The 13,809-nt window shown below is 67.4% G+C and carries 17 protein-coding genes; 5 read left to right on the forward strand and 12 right to left on the reverse strand.

Annotated elements, in window-relative coordinates:
* Positions 1-3 precede the first annotated feature (3 nt).
* The 9 genes from pheT to RTY13_RS04600 form a co-directional block, all read right to left on the reverse strand.
* Positions 4-2,412, reverse strand: coding sequence for a phenylalanine--tRNA ligase subunit beta (gene pheT, locus RTY13_RS04560; protein WP_312781444.1), 2,409 nt, complete (start codon positions 2,410-2,412; stop codon positions 4-6).
* A complete protein-coding gene (locus tag RTY13_RS04565) occupies positions 2,409-2,807 on the reverse strand; it encodes a hypothetical protein (RefSeq protein ID WP_312781446.1) in 399 nt (132 codons plus the stop codon). Before RTY13_RS04565 ends, pheT begins: the two co-directional genes overlap by 4 nt.
* Positions 2,804-3,217: a hypothetical protein gene (locus RTY13_RS04570; protein WP_312781448.1), complete on the reverse strand. Its 414-nt coding sequence runs from the start codon at positions 3,215-3,217 to the stop codon at positions 2,804-2,806. Before RTY13_RS04570 ends, RTY13_RS04565 begins: the two co-directional genes overlap by 4 nt.
* Before the next feature lie 18 nt (positions 3,218-3,235).
* A complete protein-coding gene (pheS, locus tag RTY13_RS04575) occupies positions 3,236-4,312 on the reverse strand; it encodes a phenylalanine--tRNA ligase subunit alpha (RefSeq protein WP_312781449.1) in 1,077 nt (358 codons plus the stop codon).
* 69 nt (positions 4,313-4,381) lie between these two features.
* The gene (locus RTY13_RS04580; RefSeq protein ID WP_207824474.1) at positions 4,382-4,585 is read right to left on the reverse strand and encodes a dodecin family protein; all 204 of its coding nucleotides are present in this window, start codon (positions 4,583-4,585) and stop codon (positions 4,382-4,384) included.
* A 185-nt stretch (positions 4,586-4,770) separates the two neighbouring features.
* Complete coding sequence (gene rplT, locus RTY13_RS04585; RefSeq protein WP_105562776.1) at positions 4,771-5,127, reverse strand: 50S ribosomal protein L20; 357 nt, start codon at positions 5,125-5,127, stop codon at positions 4,771-4,773.
* A gap of 109 nt (positions 5,128-5,236) precedes the next feature.
* Positions 5,237-5,434, reverse strand: a complete 198-nt coding sequence (gene rpmI, locus RTY13_RS04590) for a 50S ribosomal protein L35 (RefSeq protein ID WP_003166435.1) — start codon at positions 5,432-5,434, stop codon at positions 5,237-5,239.
* A 234-nt stretch (positions 5,435-5,668) separates the two neighbouring features.
* A complete protein-coding gene (gene infC / locus RTY13_RS04595) occupies positions 5,669-6,190 on the reverse strand; it encodes a translation initiation factor IF-3 (protein ID WP_312781453.1) in 522 nt (173 codons plus the stop codon).
* 124 nt (positions 6,191-6,314) lie between these two features.
* Positions 6,315-7,277, reverse strand: a complete 963-nt coding sequence (locus RTY13_RS04600) for a glycosyltransferase family 9 protein (RefSeq protein WP_312781455.1) — start codon at positions 7,275-7,277, stop codon at positions 6,315-6,317.
* 79 nt (positions 7,278-7,356) lie between these two features.
* On the opposite strand from RTY13_RS04600, the gene RTY13_RS04605 reads away from it, so the two are divergent.
* Entirely contained in the window at positions 7,357-8,097 is a 741-nt protein-coding gene (locus tag RTY13_RS04605) for an alpha/beta hydrolase (protein ID WP_312781457.1), read from the forward strand.
* Between the two features lie 134 nt (positions 8,098-8,231).
* On the opposite strand, the gene hslU is transcribed toward RTY13_RS04605, so the two are convergent.
* Positions 8,232-9,536 carry an ATP-dependent protease ATPase subunit HslU gene (gene hslU / locus RTY13_RS04610; protein ID WP_312781458.1) on the reverse strand — a complete coding sequence of 435 codons (1,305 nt, stop codon included), beginning with the start codon at positions 9,534-9,536 and terminating at the stop codon, positions 8,232-8,234.
* 71 nt (positions 9,537-9,607) lie between these two features.
* Positions 9,608-10,162 carry an ATP-dependent protease subunit HslV gene (hslV, locus tag RTY13_RS04615; RefSeq protein WP_105562781.1) on the reverse strand — a complete coding sequence of 185 codons (555 nt, stop codon included), beginning with the start codon at positions 10,160-10,162 and terminating at the stop codon, positions 9,608-9,610.
* A 146-nt stretch (positions 10,163-10,308) separates the two neighbouring features.
* Here hslV and RTY13_RS04620 point away from each other — a divergent pair, with 146 nt between their 5' ends.
* Both RTY13_RS04620 and RTY13_RS04625 read left to right on the forward strand, forming a co-directional pair.
* Positions 10,309-10,719 carry a BLUF domain-containing protein gene (locus RTY13_RS04620; protein WP_312781459.1) on the forward strand — a complete coding sequence of 137 codons (411 nt, stop codon included), beginning with the start codon at positions 10,309-10,311 and terminating at the stop codon, positions 10,717-10,719.
* A 58-nt stretch (positions 10,720-10,777) separates the two neighbouring features.
* Positions 10,778-11,551: a HesA/MoeB/ThiF family protein gene (locus RTY13_RS04625; protein ID WP_312781461.1), complete on the forward strand. Its 774-nt coding sequence runs from the start codon at positions 10,778-10,780 to the stop codon at positions 11,549-11,551.
* Here RTY13_RS04625 and RTY13_RS04630 read toward each other — a convergent pair.
* Positions 11,548-12,534 carry a D-glycerate dehydrogenase gene (locus RTY13_RS04630; RefSeq protein WP_312781463.1) on the reverse strand — a complete coding sequence of 329 codons (987 nt, stop codon included), beginning with the start codon at positions 12,532-12,534 and terminating at the stop codon, positions 11,548-11,550. The genes RTY13_RS04625 and RTY13_RS04630 overlap by 4 nt on opposite strands.
* A 68-nt stretch (positions 12,535-12,602) precedes the next feature.
* Here RTY13_RS04630 and RTY13_RS04635 point away from each other — a divergent pair, with 68 nt between their 5' ends.
* Complete coding sequence (locus tag RTY13_RS04635; RefSeq protein WP_312781464.1) at positions 12,603-13,157, forward strand: SH3 domain-containing protein; 555 nt, start codon at positions 12,603-12,605, stop codon at positions 13,155-13,157.
* Between the two features lie 70 nt (positions 13,158-13,227).
* A complete protein-coding gene (fabA, locus tag RTY13_RS04640) occupies positions 13,228-13,767 on the forward strand; it encodes a 3-hydroxyacyl-[acyl-carrier-protein] dehydratase FabA (protein ID WP_207824497.1) in 540 nt (179 codons plus the stop codon).
* Positions 13,768-13,809 lie beyond the last annotated feature (42 nt).

Consider the following 13,809-nt stretch of genomic DNA (forward strand, 5'->3'; position numbering starts at 1 on the left):
CCGTCAGCTCCGCAGGACCGCGCCGGCCTTGGCCGCGGCGGCGACGACCTTGGCCGTCAGGGCCTCGATCTCGGCCTCGGCCAGGGTGGCGGCGCGCGGCTGGATCTCGACCTCGATCGCGACCGACTTCTGACCTTCGGGCACGCCCTGGCCGCGATAGACGTCGAAGACGCGCACCTCGGCGATCAGGGCCTTGTCAGCGCCGACGACGGCGCGGGTCAGATCGCCGACGGCCTTGGCCTCGTCCATCAGGAAGGCGAAGTCGCGGCTCAGCGGCATCAGGTTCGGCAGGTCCGCCGCGCCACGCGCCTTGCCGCCTTTTCCACGCGGTTCGGGCACCGAGTCGAGAATGATCTCGAAGGCCAGCATGGGGCCGTCGGCGTCCAGGGCCTTGAGCACGCGCGGGTGCAGGGCGCCGAACTCGACGATGACGTTCTTGGGCCCCAGTTGCAGGCGGGCCGAACGGCCGGGGTGCCACCAGGCCTGGTTCGAGCCCTGCGCCAGCTGCAGCGAGGCGACCGGCGCGCCGATCTCTTCCAGCAGGGCGAACAGGTCGGCCTTGATGCCGAACAGGGCGTCCTCTCCCGCGCCGCCCCAGTGGCGGTCGGGGTGGGGCGCGATCAGGCCGGCGATGATGGTGCGCTGACCGTTGGGCTGATCGTTCAGATAGATGGGGCCGACCTCGAACAAGGCTGCGTCGGCATGGCCGCGCGCGGCGTTGCGCGCCGCCGCCTGGATCAGGTTGGGCAGGACCGACGGCCGCATGCAGTCGAGATCCGCCGCGATGGGGTTCTCCAGCACCAGGCGCTCGTCTCCGCCGCCGAACAGGACGGCGGTAGACTGCTTGGTGAAGGACCAGGTCACGGCCTCGGCATAGCCTAGGGCAGCCAGGGCGCGACGGGCCGTGCGGACGCGGGCCTGACGCGGGTTCAGCACGCCGCCAGGGGCGCGGGCGACCTCGGGCAGGGGCGTGTTCGGCAGGGCGTCGAAGCCCTCGATGCGCGCCACCTCCTCCACCAGATCCGCCGGGCCCTCGACATCGCGACGCCACGACGGCGGCACCACGGTCCAGGGCGAACCGCGCATGACGGTGAAACCCAGGGCAGACAGGATCTCAAAGATGCGATCGTCGCTCAGGCTGAGGCCCGACAGGCGCTTCACATAGGCGGGATCGAAGGCGAAGCCTTCGGGCGCCGCCGGGGCCTGACCCGTCACCGTGACCTCGGACGGCTCGCCCCCGCACAGGTCCAGGATCATCTGCGTCGCCAGTTCCAGGCCCGGCACGACCGAGGCCGTGTCCACACCACGCGCGAAGCGATACTGGGCGTCCGAGCTGATGCCCAGGCTCCGTCCCGTCTGGGCGATGGCCAGGGGCTCGAACCAGGCGCTCTCGACGAAGACGTCGACCGTCTCATCCGAGCAGCCGGTGCTTTCGCCGCCCATGACGCCGCCCAGGCCGATGGGACGCTCGCCGTCGGCGTCGGCGATGACGCAGTCGGCGGGCGAGGCGGCATAGGTCTTGCCGTCCAGAGCGATCAGGTGCTCGTGCTCGCCGGTGTCGGCGGCGACCAGGCCGCCGCGCACAACGATCGTCTGGCCCGACAGCTTGGCCAGGTCATAGACATGCAGGGGCCGGGCGCGGTCGTAGGAAATCAGGTTGGTGATATCGACCAGCCTGTTGATCGAGCGCAGGCCGATGGCGGTCAGGCGGTGCTGCAGCCAGGCCGGCGACGGCCCGTTCCGCACGCCCCTGATCACGCGTCCGGCGAAGACCGGGCACAGGTCCGGCGTGTCGATCCGCACCGTGATCGGCGAGGCGAAGCCGCCCGCGACCGGTGTGATCTCGGGCGTCGTCAGTCGGCCCAGACCCGCAGCGGCCAGGTCGCGGGCGATGCCCGCCACGCCCAACCAGTCGGGACGGTTGGGCGTCACCTCGAAGTCGATCACCGGCTCGGCGCCGAAGACGCCGGCGGCCGGCTGACCGACCTGCAGCTCGTCCGACAGCTCCAGGATCCCGTCGCTGTCGTCCGCCAGCTCCAGCTCGGCGCCCGAGCACAGCATGCCGTGGGACACCACGCCGCGCACCGGCTTCTCCACCAGGGTCACGCCCAGACCCGGCACATAGGCGCCGATCGGGGCGTAGATCGTGGTCAGGCCGGGCCGTGCATTGGGGGCGCCGCAGACGATCTCCTTGCGTCCGTCCACCGTGTCCACCTGACAGACCTGCAGTCGGTCGGCGTTGGGGTGACGTTCGGCCGAGATGATCTTGGCGACCGTGAAGGGAGCAAGCGCCGCGATGGGGTCGTGGACTTCCTCGACCTCCAGCCCGGCCATGGTCATGGCGGCGGCGACCTGCTCGACCTCGGCAGTCGTGTCGAGGTGCTCCTTCAGCCAGGAAAGCGTGAACTTCATTGGGCTGCTCCGCCGCTGATGGCGGCCGTCATCTGATCAAGGAAGGCCGACGAACCGGTGAAACCGACGCCCAGGAAACGGCAGTTGATAAACTCGCAATTCCGGAACGGGATCGGCCCAACCACGCGGCTTCCGCTCTGCGGCGCCAGCATGAGGCTGCGGGGATCGCCCTTGGCGTCGCCCAGATCACACCCGTCAAAGCCGCAACCTTCCAGCGGCAGAATCACGGCCGGTCCCTCAAACAGGCAGCCCTCGAAGCGCCGGTTCTCGACGGCCTGACCGCCAGCGCGCAGAGCTTCCATGATGAGTTGAGGCAGCCAGATGTTGACGGCCTTATAGGTCGGTCCCGGCCCAATCGGTTCCAGGACCAGCGAGCCCGCATTAACATCAGTCATGCCTGGCTGGCTCCGTTGCGCGCGCTGAGAAGATCGTCCTCGATCTGCTGCAGCAGCTCGGGCGAACCCGTGAAGCCTACCTGGGCAAAGCGGCAGCGCACGAAGCGGCAGTTGGACATGCCGACAACCCCGGCGATCTTGTCGCCCAGCGGCTGCAAAAGCAGCGTACGCGGATCGGACGCCACGCCCATGTTGCAGCTGTCGAAGGTGGTGCCGTTCATCACGGCCATGACCGCCGGCCCTTCGATCAGGCAATCGGTGAAGGTCTTGCCGTCGATGAAGGTCTGGCCGGCGTTCATGTGGTGCACGGCCAGAGAAGGCAGCCAGACCGCCTCCTTCTCAAAGTTTGTGCGGGCCACCAGCTCGCGGCCGAACGTCTCGTCGGCGGACATCTGGGTCTGATCGGTCATGTCAAAAACTCTCGAAAATCAGCTGAGGCCCGACGCCGGGTTGGGCGCTGCGAAGGCGGAGAAGCCGTAGTGCGCCAGCCAGCGCGTGTCGGCCTCGAACATGGGGCGCAGGTCCGAGACGCCGTACTTCAGCATGGCCAGGCGATCGACGCCCATGCCGAAGGCGAAGCCCTGATACTCGTCAGGGTCGATGCCGCAGTTGCGCAGCACGTTCGGATGCACCATGCCGCAGCCCAGAATCTCCAGCCAGTCCTCACCCTCGTTCAGGGTCAGCTTGCCGCCCGAGCGGTCGCAGCGGATGTCCATCTCGGCCGAGGGCTCGGTGAAGGGGAAGTGGTGCGGACGGAAGCGGGCGTTGACGTCGTCCAGTTCGAAGAAGCGGGCGATGAAGGTCTCCAGCGTCGTCTTCAGATGACCCATGTGGATGTCGCGGTCGATCACCAGACCCTCGATCTGGTGGAACATCGGGGTGTGGGTGGCGTCCGAATCCTTACGGAAGGTGCGGCCGGGCGCGATGATGCGGATCGGCGGCTTCTGGCTCATCATGGTCCGCACCTGGACCGGGCTGGTGTGGGTGCGCAGCACCTTGCGCTCGCCCGTTTCCGGGTCGGGCTTGAGGAAGAAGGTGTCGTGCATCTCCCGCGCCGGATGCTTGGGCGGGAAGTTCAGGGCCGTGAAGTTGTGGAAGTCGTCCTCGATGTCCGGACCTTCGGCCACGGCGAAGCCCATCTCGGCGAAGATGGCGACCATCTCATCCATGACCTGCATGGTCGGGTGCACCCCGCCCTTGCGGCGCGGGCGGCTCGGCAGGGTCAGGTCGACGCGCTCGGCCAGCAGGCGGGCGTCCAGTTCGGCGGCCTCCAGCTCGGCCTTCTTGGCGGCGATGGCGGCGCTGACCCGGTCGCGCAGACCGTTGATGATCGGTCCCTGTTCGCGGCGCTCGTCGGGGCTGAGCGCGCCCATCCCCTTCAGCAGGGCCGAGACGGTCCCCGTCTTGCCGAGGGCGGCGACGCGCACCTCTTCGATCGCAGCGACGCTTTCGGCCGCTCCGATGGCGTTGATCAGGTCGAGTTCTAGCTGGGCGAGATCGGTCATGGTCCGCAGCGTCTAGCCCGACATGGCCGTCACGCAAAGCCTTCAGCGTCGATCAGGCTCAGTCGGGCCTCAATCCGCCAGGACGAAACTGATCTTCATGTTGACGCGGTACTCGGCGACCTTGCCGTCCCGGACCACGACCTTCTGTTCCTGGATCCAGGCGCCCTCGACGTGGCGCAGGGTCTTGTCGGCGCGGGCGATGCCCTGGGCGATGGCGTCGTCGAAGCTGACGGTGGATGACGCGGTGATTTCGGTGACGCGAGCGATGGACATCGGCGAAGCCTCCTGATCCGCCGTGTCGCCTGTCGACCGGCTACCCGCCCAACGCGTGACAGGCCGAAAAGGTCAGGCCCGGCCACGAAAAACGCCCGCCCCGGAAACCGGGACGGGCGTTTTCATTTTATAGTGCGCTAGCGCTCGGCTCACGGAGCCTTGCTGCTTGACCTGAGCCGTAAAGCTTAGGCGGCCAGAGCGGCGCGGACCTTCTCGGCGATGGCCTTGAAGCTGGCTTCGTCGGCGGCGATCGTCGACAGAACCTTACGGTCCAGCACGATGCCGGCCTTGTCCAGGCCGTGGATGAACTGCGAGTAGGTGAAGCCTTCCAGACGGGCGGCGGCGTTGATGCGCTGGATCCACAGGGCGCGGAACGAACGCTTCTTGTTGCGACGGTCGCGGTAGGCGTACTGGCCTGCGCGGTCGACGGCGGCCTTGGCCGTGCGGATCGTATTCTTGCGGCGGCCGTAGAAGCCCTTGGCCTGCTTCAGAACCTTCTTGTGCTTGGCGTGGGACGTAACGCCCCGTTTGACGCGTGCCATTTTGTTTTTCCCTTCGGGAAGTCCCTACCGCTCGGCCCGCGGGGCCTCGCTGCTTGAGGGACTTAGATCAAATTCTATGCGGTTGAGAGATCGTGTCTGCGTGCGCCGATCAGGCGTACGGCATGTAGGACTTGATCTTCTTGGCGTCGGCGTCGGCCATGACCGAAGTGCCGCGGTTTTGGCGGATGTACTTCGAGTTGTGGCTGATCAGACGGTGGCGCTTGCCGGCGACGCCAGCTTTCACCTTGCCCGTGGCCGTGAATTTGAAGCGCTTCTTTGCGCCAGACTTCGTCTTCAGTTTCGGCATTTTCACTCTCTCTATTTTAGTGGGCTACCACTCTTGGAGCTACATGAGCCCGTAGGGTGGAGCTGAAACGAACGGCCCAGGCATGCCTGTTAGCCCGGCTATTCGGTACGCGAAGGCGCGGCTTGTACGCCGAAGGCCCGCGCGAGGCAAGCGGAGTCACGGCGCTATCGAAACCCCCACAAGAAAAAAGCCCCTGCCAAGGACCGGGGCTTCTTCCGATAGGTGATCCGGCGCTTAGCGCGGAGCCAGGATCATGATCATCTGGCGGCCTTCCATACGCGGCGCGTATTCGACCTTGGCGACTTCGTCGAAGTCGGCCTGCACCTTGTTGAGCAGCTTCATGCCCAGTTCCGGGTGCGCCATTTCACGGCCGCGGAAGCGCAGGGTCACCTTGACCTTGTCGCCCTCCTCGAAGAAGCGGTGCATCGACTTGGCCTTGACCTCGTAGTCATGGGTATCGATGTTCGGGCGCAGCTTGATTTCCTTGAGCTCGACGACCTTCTGACGCTTGCGCGCCTCGGCCTTCTTCTTCTGCTCCTGGAAACGATGCTTGCCGTAATCCAGGATCTTGCAGACCGGCGTCTCGGCGTTGCCGACGATCTGGACCAGATCCAGGCCGGCCTCTTCGGCGGCTTCCAGGGCGGCGGACAGCGGCATGACGCCCTGTTTCTCACCGTTCTGATCGATCAGCAGAACGCGGGTGGCGCGTATTTCCTGGTTGATGGGCGGCCCGTCCTTGACGGGCGGCGCTTGCATGGGACGGCGAATGGGCGTCGTTTCCTTATGTGGTCAGAAGACAGGCGATAATCTCGCAGGGTTCAGCGCGCGACGAAGGGCGGCGTTCCCGGCGGCGGGAATATGACGACAGAAACCCTGAAATTCAAGGCTGGTCGGGGTTTGCGCCGCTGTAGGCGTCGTGCAGCGCCAACACGCCCTCGAAGACATGATCGACGGTTAGGTCCTCGATCGGGGCGAACTGACCGCGCGTCTCGTTGGAGGCGACGGTGCGCGTCTTCGGCCCCCAGGGCCCATAGAGCCACCATTCAGTCGGACCGAACAGGCCCAGGGTCGGACGGCCCAGGGCGGCCGAGACATGCATCAGACCGCTGTCGTTGCCCACGAACAGGGCGGCGCGGTCGATAACGGCGGCCGAGCACAGGATGTCGCCCTTGCCGACGCAGTCGATGCCGCGCTCGCCCGCAGCCTCCAGCGCCGGGGTCGCGGGCGGACGATCGCCGGGGCCGCCCACGGGCATGAAGCGCCAGCCGTCGAAGCGCGGCTCGGCCTTCAGCTTCTCGACCAGCTGGCCCCAGCGGTCGGCGGGCCAGGACTTGCCTGGCTGGTGGGCGATGGGCGCGAGCGCGATGATCGGACCTTCGCCCGGTCCTGCGGCCAGTTGCGGATCGATGACGGCGGCGGCCTCGGCGCGGGCCTGGTCATCGAGCCAGATTTCGGGCGCCAGGGGCATGTCTGAGCCCATCAGGCGCGACACCATCTCGACCTTGCGCAGGCCGGTTTCCCAGCGGCGGTTATAGACGATACGGCGCTTGGCCGGGATCAGATAGGCCAGGGCCGAGCCGCGAATGTCGACGACCAGATCCCATTTCGTGGCGCGCACCTGCTTCCACAGATCGACCCAGTGTCCGGCGGCCTTCTTCTTGTCGAGGATGATGACGCGCTCGACGTTCGGGCCCGAGCGGAAGAAGGGCGCAGGCGGACGCCCGCAGGCCACGGTGATCTGAACCCCCGGCAGCTGGCGGGCGATCTCGCGGATCACGCCGGAAGAGATGACGCAGTCGCCGATGCGGTTCGAGGACACGAAAAGGGCTTTGGGTGCGGACAAGCGGGGCTCTCGCGGCCTGTGAAGAAACCCGGTCTCTGCTAAAGCCATTCCGCGAGGAAAGACAGTCCGAGGAGTTTCCATGTCCGACGTCCCGACCCTGAACCGCCCCGACGGCGAGACCCTGGCCTTCAAGGCGGTCAAGGGCGACGGCCCCACGGTCGTCTGGATCGGCGGCTTCCGCTCGGACATGGAGGGGACCAAGGCGCTGGCGCTGGACGCCGCCGCCCGCGAGCGCGGCTGGAATTATGTGCGCTACGACCATTTCGCTCATGGCCAGTCGTCCGGCGACTGGAAGCAGGCCACCATCGGCCGTTGGCGCGAAGACGCCATCGCCCTGATCGACAGTCTCGAAGGCCCGGTCATCCTGGTGGGCTCGTCGATGGGCGGCTGGGTCGCCTTGCTGGCGACGCTGGCGCGGCCGGAACGGATCAAGGGCCTGGTCCTGGTCAATCCGGCGCAGGACTTCACCGAAAAGCTGATGTGGCCCGGTCTGGCCGACCACGAGCGTCAAGCCATCCTGCGCGACGGCGAGACAGTCATCACCGAGGAGGGGCTGGGCTCCTACGTCCTGACCCGACGCATGTTCGAGGAGGCCCGCGACTGGCTGCTGCTGGACGGCGTGATCGACATCAGCGCCCCGGTTCACGTGCTGCAGGGCCGCGCCGACGACGTGGTGCCATGGCGCCATCAGGTCCAGCTGTCCGAACGCCTGAGCGGCGGCGACCTGCGCCTGGACCTGATCGAAGGCGGCGACCACCGACTGTCGACGCCAAGCGATCTGGCGCGTCTGGTCGAAGCGGTGGAGGCGTTGCGGGGCTGACTTTCCTCCCCACTCTGTGGGGAGGGGGACTGCGGAGCGGTGGAGGGGGCTGCCCGGCTGAAGCGACCCCTCCGTCTCGTCGGCTGCGCCGCCGATCCACCTCCCCATAAAATGGGGAGGAGAAGCTCAGATCCTCACAATATGAACCGGCTCAGGTCGATGTTCTTGGCCAGTTCGCCGACCTTTTCGCGCACCTTGTCGCCGTCGAAGGTCAGGGTCTGGCCCGACAGGTCCGAGGCCTTGAAGCTGGTCTCTTCCAGCACCCGCTCCAGCACGGTCTGAAGCCGGCGGGCGCCGATGTTCTCGACGGTGGAGTTGGCCGCCACGGCGGCGTCGGCCATGGCCTCGACCGCATCATCAGTGAAGACCAGGGTCACGCCCTCGGTCTCCAGCAGGGCCTGATTTTGACGGATCAGATTGGCCTCGGGCTCGGTCAGGATGCGCTTGAAGTCGTCACGCGTCAGGGCCTTCAGCTCGACCCGGATCGGCAGGCGGCCCTGCAGTTCCGGCAGCAGGTCCGACGGCTTGGCCACGTGGAAGGCGCCCGAGGCGATGAACAGGACGTGGTCAGTCTTCACCGGCCCGTACTTGGTCGACACCGTGGTGCCCTCGATCAGGGGCAGCAGGTCGCGCTGCACGCCTTCACGTGAAACATCGGCCCCGGAGGCGCCCTGACGGGCCGCCACCTTGTCGATCTCGTCGAGGAAGACGATGCCCTCGTTTTCGGCCAGCAACAGGGCTTCCTTGGTCAGGCTTTCCTGATCCAGCAGCTTGTCGCTCTCCTCGGTGGTCAGCGGGGCCATGGCCTCGGCCACCGTCAGCTTGACCGTCCTGGTGCGCCCGCCGCCCATCTTGCCCAGCAGGTCCGACAGGTTCAGCAGGCCGACGTTGCCGCCGCCGCCCGGCATGTCCAGCCCCTGCAACGGCGAGGTCGTGTCCGCCAGGGCGATCTCGATCTCCTTGTCGTCCAGCTCGCCGGCGCGCAGCTTCTTGCGGAAGGCGTCGCGCGTGGCGGGCTGCGAGCCCGGCCCGACCAGAGCGTCCAGAATCCGCTCCTCGGCCTGGCCCTCAGCGCGGGCCTTGACCCCGGCGCGGCGCTTGTCGCGCACCATGACCAGAGCGCTTTCGACCAGATCGCGCATGATCTGATCGACGTCGCGGCCGACATAGCCGACCTCGGTGAACTTGGTCGCCTCGACCTTGAGGAAGGGCGAGCCCGCCAGCCTGGCCAGACGTCGGGCGATCTCGGTCTTGCCGACGCCCGTCGGGCCGATCATCAGGATGTTCTTGGGCGTGACCTCGTCGCGCAGGTCTTCCGGCACGCGCTTGCGGCGCCAGCGGTTGCGCAGGGCCACGGCCACGGCGCGCTTGGCGTCGTCCTGGCCGACGATATAGCGATCCAGTTCGGAGACGATTTCGCGGGGAGACAGGTCGGTCATGATTCAGACAGTCCAGAAATACTCGGGTAAGCGCTCAAGCAGCGCGGCTCCACGAGCCGCGCGATAGCGCCCTACAAACTCTCGATGGTGAGATTGCCGTTGGTGTAGACGCAGATGTCGGCGGCGATCTTCATGGCCTTGCGGGCGATCTGTTCGGCGTCCAGTTCGCTGTTTTCGTCGATCAGGGCGCGGGCGGCCGCCAGGGCGTAGTTGCCGCCCGATCCGACGGCGGCCACGCCGTATTCCGGCTCCAACACGTCGCCGACGCCGGTGACCGTCAGAATGGTGTCCTTGTCAGCGACCAGCAGCATGGCCTCCAGCCGACGCAGATAGCGGTCGGTGCGCCAGTCCTTGGCCAGCTCGACGCAGGCGCGGGCCAGTTGGTCCGGGTACTGCTCCAGCTTGGCCTCCAGCCGCTCGATCAGGGTCAGGGCGTCGGCCGTGGCCCCGGCGAAGCCCGCCAACACCTTGCCGCCCGCCAGGGTGCGCACCTTGCGCGCCGCGCCCTTGACGATGGTCGGCCCCATAGAGACCTGGCCGTCGCCGGCGATGACGGTGCGGCCGTTCTTGCGCACCGCCAGGATGGTGGTGCCGTGCCAGTCGGGGAAGCTTGAGGTCTGGGTCATGGCCGATCAGATGGCGAGGAACCGGGCCGCTCGCAAGACGCCCTCGCGTCGCAGGATGCGTGCAGCGCCGCTTGCCTGTCGCTCCCGTCCGTGACACGGAACCCGCCCCAGTCGCGTCGCCTTCGCGTTCAGTTCGAGTACCCGCCTTGCCTCTGCACCGCGCCATCTATGTCAGCGACGCCGTCGGCGGCGCGGCGACCAGCCTTCTGGTCCTGGCCGAAATCCTCGGCGCCTCGGACCGCAACAACCGCCGCGACGGCCTGACCGGGGTTCTGATGCGCCACGACGACCGTTTCCTGCAGGCGATCGAAGGCCGTCGCGTCGATGTGGATCGCCTGATGGATCGGCTGCGCCTCGATCCTCGCCACGAGAACCTGCGGCTGCTGTCGGATCAGAACGTGGCGGAGCGTCTGTTCCGCGAATGGCCGATGACCCTGGTCGAGATGACGCCCAATGCGGCGCGGGTCCTGAATGGCGCAGGCCTGGATCAGCTGAGCCCGGATCGCGCAGAGGCGCTTCTGACCACGGCGGCGAGCGCCTTGCCGATTCCGGCCTGACGTCGGCTCCTGACGCCACACCCTGACGACTAGGCTCGACTGCGCTAGACAGGTCGCCGTGACCCAGACGCCCCTCCCCGCCCCTGTCCGTTTTTCCGACGAGGAAGTCGATCGCTACGCTCGCCAGCTGGTGCTGTCCGAAATCGGCGGCCCCGGCCAGCAGGCGCTGAAGCGCGCCAGGGTGCTGATCGTCGGTCTGGGCGGGGTTGGGGCTCCGGCCGCCCTCTATCTGGCCGCCGCCGGGGTCGGGACGCTCGGACTGATCGACCATGACGCGGTGGCCCTATCCAACCTGCAGCGGCAGATCATCTTCACCACCGCCGACGCCGAACACTCAAAGGTCGAGGCGGGCGCCGCGCATCTGGCCGCGCTCAACCCGCACGTCGCCGTCGAGCCCTTCGTCGAGCGCCTGACCTCCGACAACGCCCGCGACATCATCGAGCGCTTCGATCTGGTGCTGGACGGCACCGACGATTTCGAGACGCGCTTCGCCGTCAACGCCGCCTGCGTGGCCACGGGCAAGCCCCTGGTGTCCGGCGCCCTGGGCCGATGGAACGGTCAGGTCGGCGTCTTCACCGGTCGGCCCTGTTATCAATGCCTGGTGCCGGAAAGCCCGCCCGACGCCGAGACCTGCGCCCGCGTGGGCGTGGTCGGCGCCCTGGCCGGCGTCATCGGCGCCATGGCCGCGCTGGAGGCGATCAAGCTGATCACCGGGGCGGGCCAACCCCTGGCCGGTCGCCTGATGCTCTATGACGGCCTGGCCGGAACCAGCCGCGTGGCGAAGGTCTCCGCCGACCCTGCCTGCCCGGTCTGCGGATCAGCCCACGCCTAGAGCATGGCCGGGATGACCCGGTCCGGCGGGCGGTGGCCGTTCTGATAGGTCATGATATTGGCGATGACCCGGTCGCCCATGTCTTGTCGCGCCTCGATCGTGGCCGAGCCGAGGTGGGGCAGCAGCACCACGTTGGCGCGGCCCATCAGGCCCGGATGCACCGCCGGCTCGTGCTCGAACACGTCCAGCCCCACGCCGAACAGGGCGCGGCGGTCCAGGGCCTCGACCAAGGCCGCCTCGTCGATCAGTTCGCCGCGCGCCGTGTTGACCAGGATGGCGTGGGGCTGCAGCCGGGCGATGCGTTCGGCGGACAGGATATGATGCGTGTCCTTCGTCGCGGGGCAGTTCAGCGAGATGACGTCCATCCGCGCCAGCATCTGGTCCAGATCGTCCCACCAGGTCGCGCCCAGCTCCTCGGCGATCATGTCCGGGACGGGTTTTCGGTTGTGATAGTGGACCTGCATGCCGAAGGCCTTGGCCCGGCGCGCCAGGGCCTGGCCGATGCGGCCCATGCCGACGATGCCCAGACGCTTGCCCCACAGCTTGCGGCCGCACATCCAGGTCGGGCTCCAGCCCTCGAACTGGCCCGCCGCGACGACATTGGCGCCTTCGACGATGCGGCGGCTGACGGCCATGATCAGGCTCATGGTCAGGTCGGCGGTGTCCTCGGTCAGGACGCCCGGCGTATTGGTGACGATGATCCCGCGCCCGACGGCGGCGTCGATGTCGATGTGGTCCACGCCCGCGCCGAAGTTGGCGATCATCTTCAACTGCTCGCCCGCCCCAGCAATCAGCTCGGCGTCCAGATGGTCGGTGATGGTCGGGACCAGGACCTCGGCCCGTTGCAGGGCGGCGGTCAGATCCTCGCGCGACATGGGACGGTCGGTCAGGTTCAGCTCGGCGTCGAACAGCTCGCGCAGGCGTGTTTCCACCGCATCCGGCAGGCGTCTGGTTAATACGACCTTAAGCTTGCGAGCGGACATAGGAAGCCTGGGTTTCGACGGGCGGAAGCGTTCGTGCGGGACGTGTCGATCCGGTGTCTAGCAAAGCTGTGGTCAGGTTCAAAAGTTTCCGGCGTATCGCCGTCATCGCCGTCGTCCTCGGATCGGGCGTCCTCGCGGGCGCCGGGGCGACCATGCCCGACGGTCGGCCCACCCCGACCGGGCTGGAAGTGCCCCGCTGGGTCACGCTGAAATCCTCCCAGGTTCGCGCCCGTCAGGGGCCGGGGCTCGATTACCGGATCCTGTGGGAATACCGCGCCGCGGGCCTGCCCGTGCAGGTGATCGCCGAGACCAAGGAATGGCGCAAGATCTGCGACCCCGACGGCTCGGTCGCCTGGATCCACCGCACCGTCGCCTCGGGGCGCCGCAGCGTGTTCAACCGCTCGGCCGAAGAAATCGCCATTCACTCCGGACGGTCCGCGACTTCGTCGGTTCGGGCCCGCCTGTCGCCGCGCTCCATCGTTTCACTGGACGAATGCGAAGAGGGCTGGTGCCGGGTCCGGGCCCGCAAGATCCGGGGCTGGCTGCCGGAACGCGCGGTGTTCGGAACCCAGGAACGCGCCCTGTGCAACGCCGCCCGGCCTGCCGGCGCCGGCCGAAGCTAGACTTCACAACAGTTGAGCGGGCGCGCAGGGTCGTGTAACCCGCCCGCAACACTTCCGGAGCGTCATCCCCTTGAGCCAGTCCCAATATCCGTCGTCGTTCGATCATGAAGGCCTGCTGGCCTCGGGCCGCGGCGAGCTGTTCGGTCCGGGCAACGCCCAGCTGCCGGCCCCGCCGATGCTGATGTTCGATCGCATCAAGACCATCACCGCCGACGGCGGCGACTACGGCAAGGGCTATGTCGAGGCGGAACTCGACATCAACCCGGATCTCTGGTTCTTCCAGTGCCACTTCATCGGCGATCCGGTCATGCCGGGCTGCCTGGGTCTGGACGCCATGTGGCAGCTGGTCGGCTTCTACCTCGGCTGGATCGGCGGTCCCGGCAAGGGCCGCGCGCTCGGCGTCGGCGAGGTCAAGTTCACCGGTCAGGTGACCCCGGACGTCAAGAAGGTGGTCTACAAGGTCCACCTGAAGCGCGTCATCAACCGCAAGCTGGTCATGGGCATCGCCGACGGCGTGCTCGAGGCCGACGGCGAGGTCATCTACACCTGCGCCGACATGCGCGTCGGCCTGTTCGGCGGTGCGGCAACGGTAGCGTCCACGGACGCCTGACCCCATTTGATGCAGACCGCGGTCAACGCGGCGCCTGAAGAC

The organism is Brevundimonas sp., assembly GCF_032055285.1.
Lineage (GTDB): Bacteria > Pseudomonadota > Alphaproteobacteria > Caulobacterales > Caulobacteraceae > Brevundimonas.

Coding starts and splice junctions, on each gene's coding strand:
- hslU (WP_312781458.1), bottom strand. CDS start 9,536: ATGACCGACCTGTCTCCCCGCGAAATCGTCTCCGAACTGGATCGCTAT.
- RTY13_RS04565 (WP_312781446.1), bottom strand. CDS start 2,807: ATGACTGATGTTAATGCGGGCTCGCTGGTCCTGGAACCGATTGGGCCG.
- rplT (WP_105562776.1), bottom strand. CDS start 5,127: ATGGCACGCGTCAAACGGGGCGTTACGTCCCACGCCAAGCACAAGAAG.
- RTY13_RS04580 (WP_207824474.1), bottom strand. CDS start 4,585: ATGTCCATCGCTCGCGTCACCGAAATCACCGCGTCATCCACCGTCAGC.
- infC (WP_312781453.1), bottom strand. CDS start 6,190: ATGCAAGCGCCGCCCGTCAAGGACGGGCCGCCCATCAACCAGGAAATA.
- RTY13_RS04570 (WP_312781448.1), bottom strand. CDS start 3,217: ATGACCGATCAGACCCAGATGTCCGCCGACGAGACGTTCGGCCGCGAG.
- RTY13_RS04605 (WP_312781457.1), top strand. CDS start 7,357: ATGTCCGACGTCCCGACCCTGAACCGCCCCGACGGCGAGACCCTGGCC.
- rpmI (WP_003166435.1), bottom strand. CDS start 5,434: ATGCCGAAACTGAAGACGAAGTCTGGCGCAAAGAAGCGCTTCAAATTC.
- hslV (WP_105562781.1), bottom strand. CDS start 10,162: ATGACCCAGACCTCAAGCTTCCCCGACTGGCACGGCACCACCATCCTG.
- RTY13_RS04630 (WP_312781463.1), bottom strand. CDS start 12,534: ATGTCCGCTCGCAAGCTTAAGGTCGTATTAACCAGACGCCTGCCGGAT.
- pheS (WP_312781449.1), bottom strand. CDS start 4,312: ATGACCGATCTCGCCCAGCTAGAACTCGACCTGATCAACGCCATCGGA.
- pheT (WP_312781444.1), bottom strand. CDS start 2,412: ATGAAGTTCACGCTTTCCTGGCTGAAGGAGCACCTCGACACGACTGCC.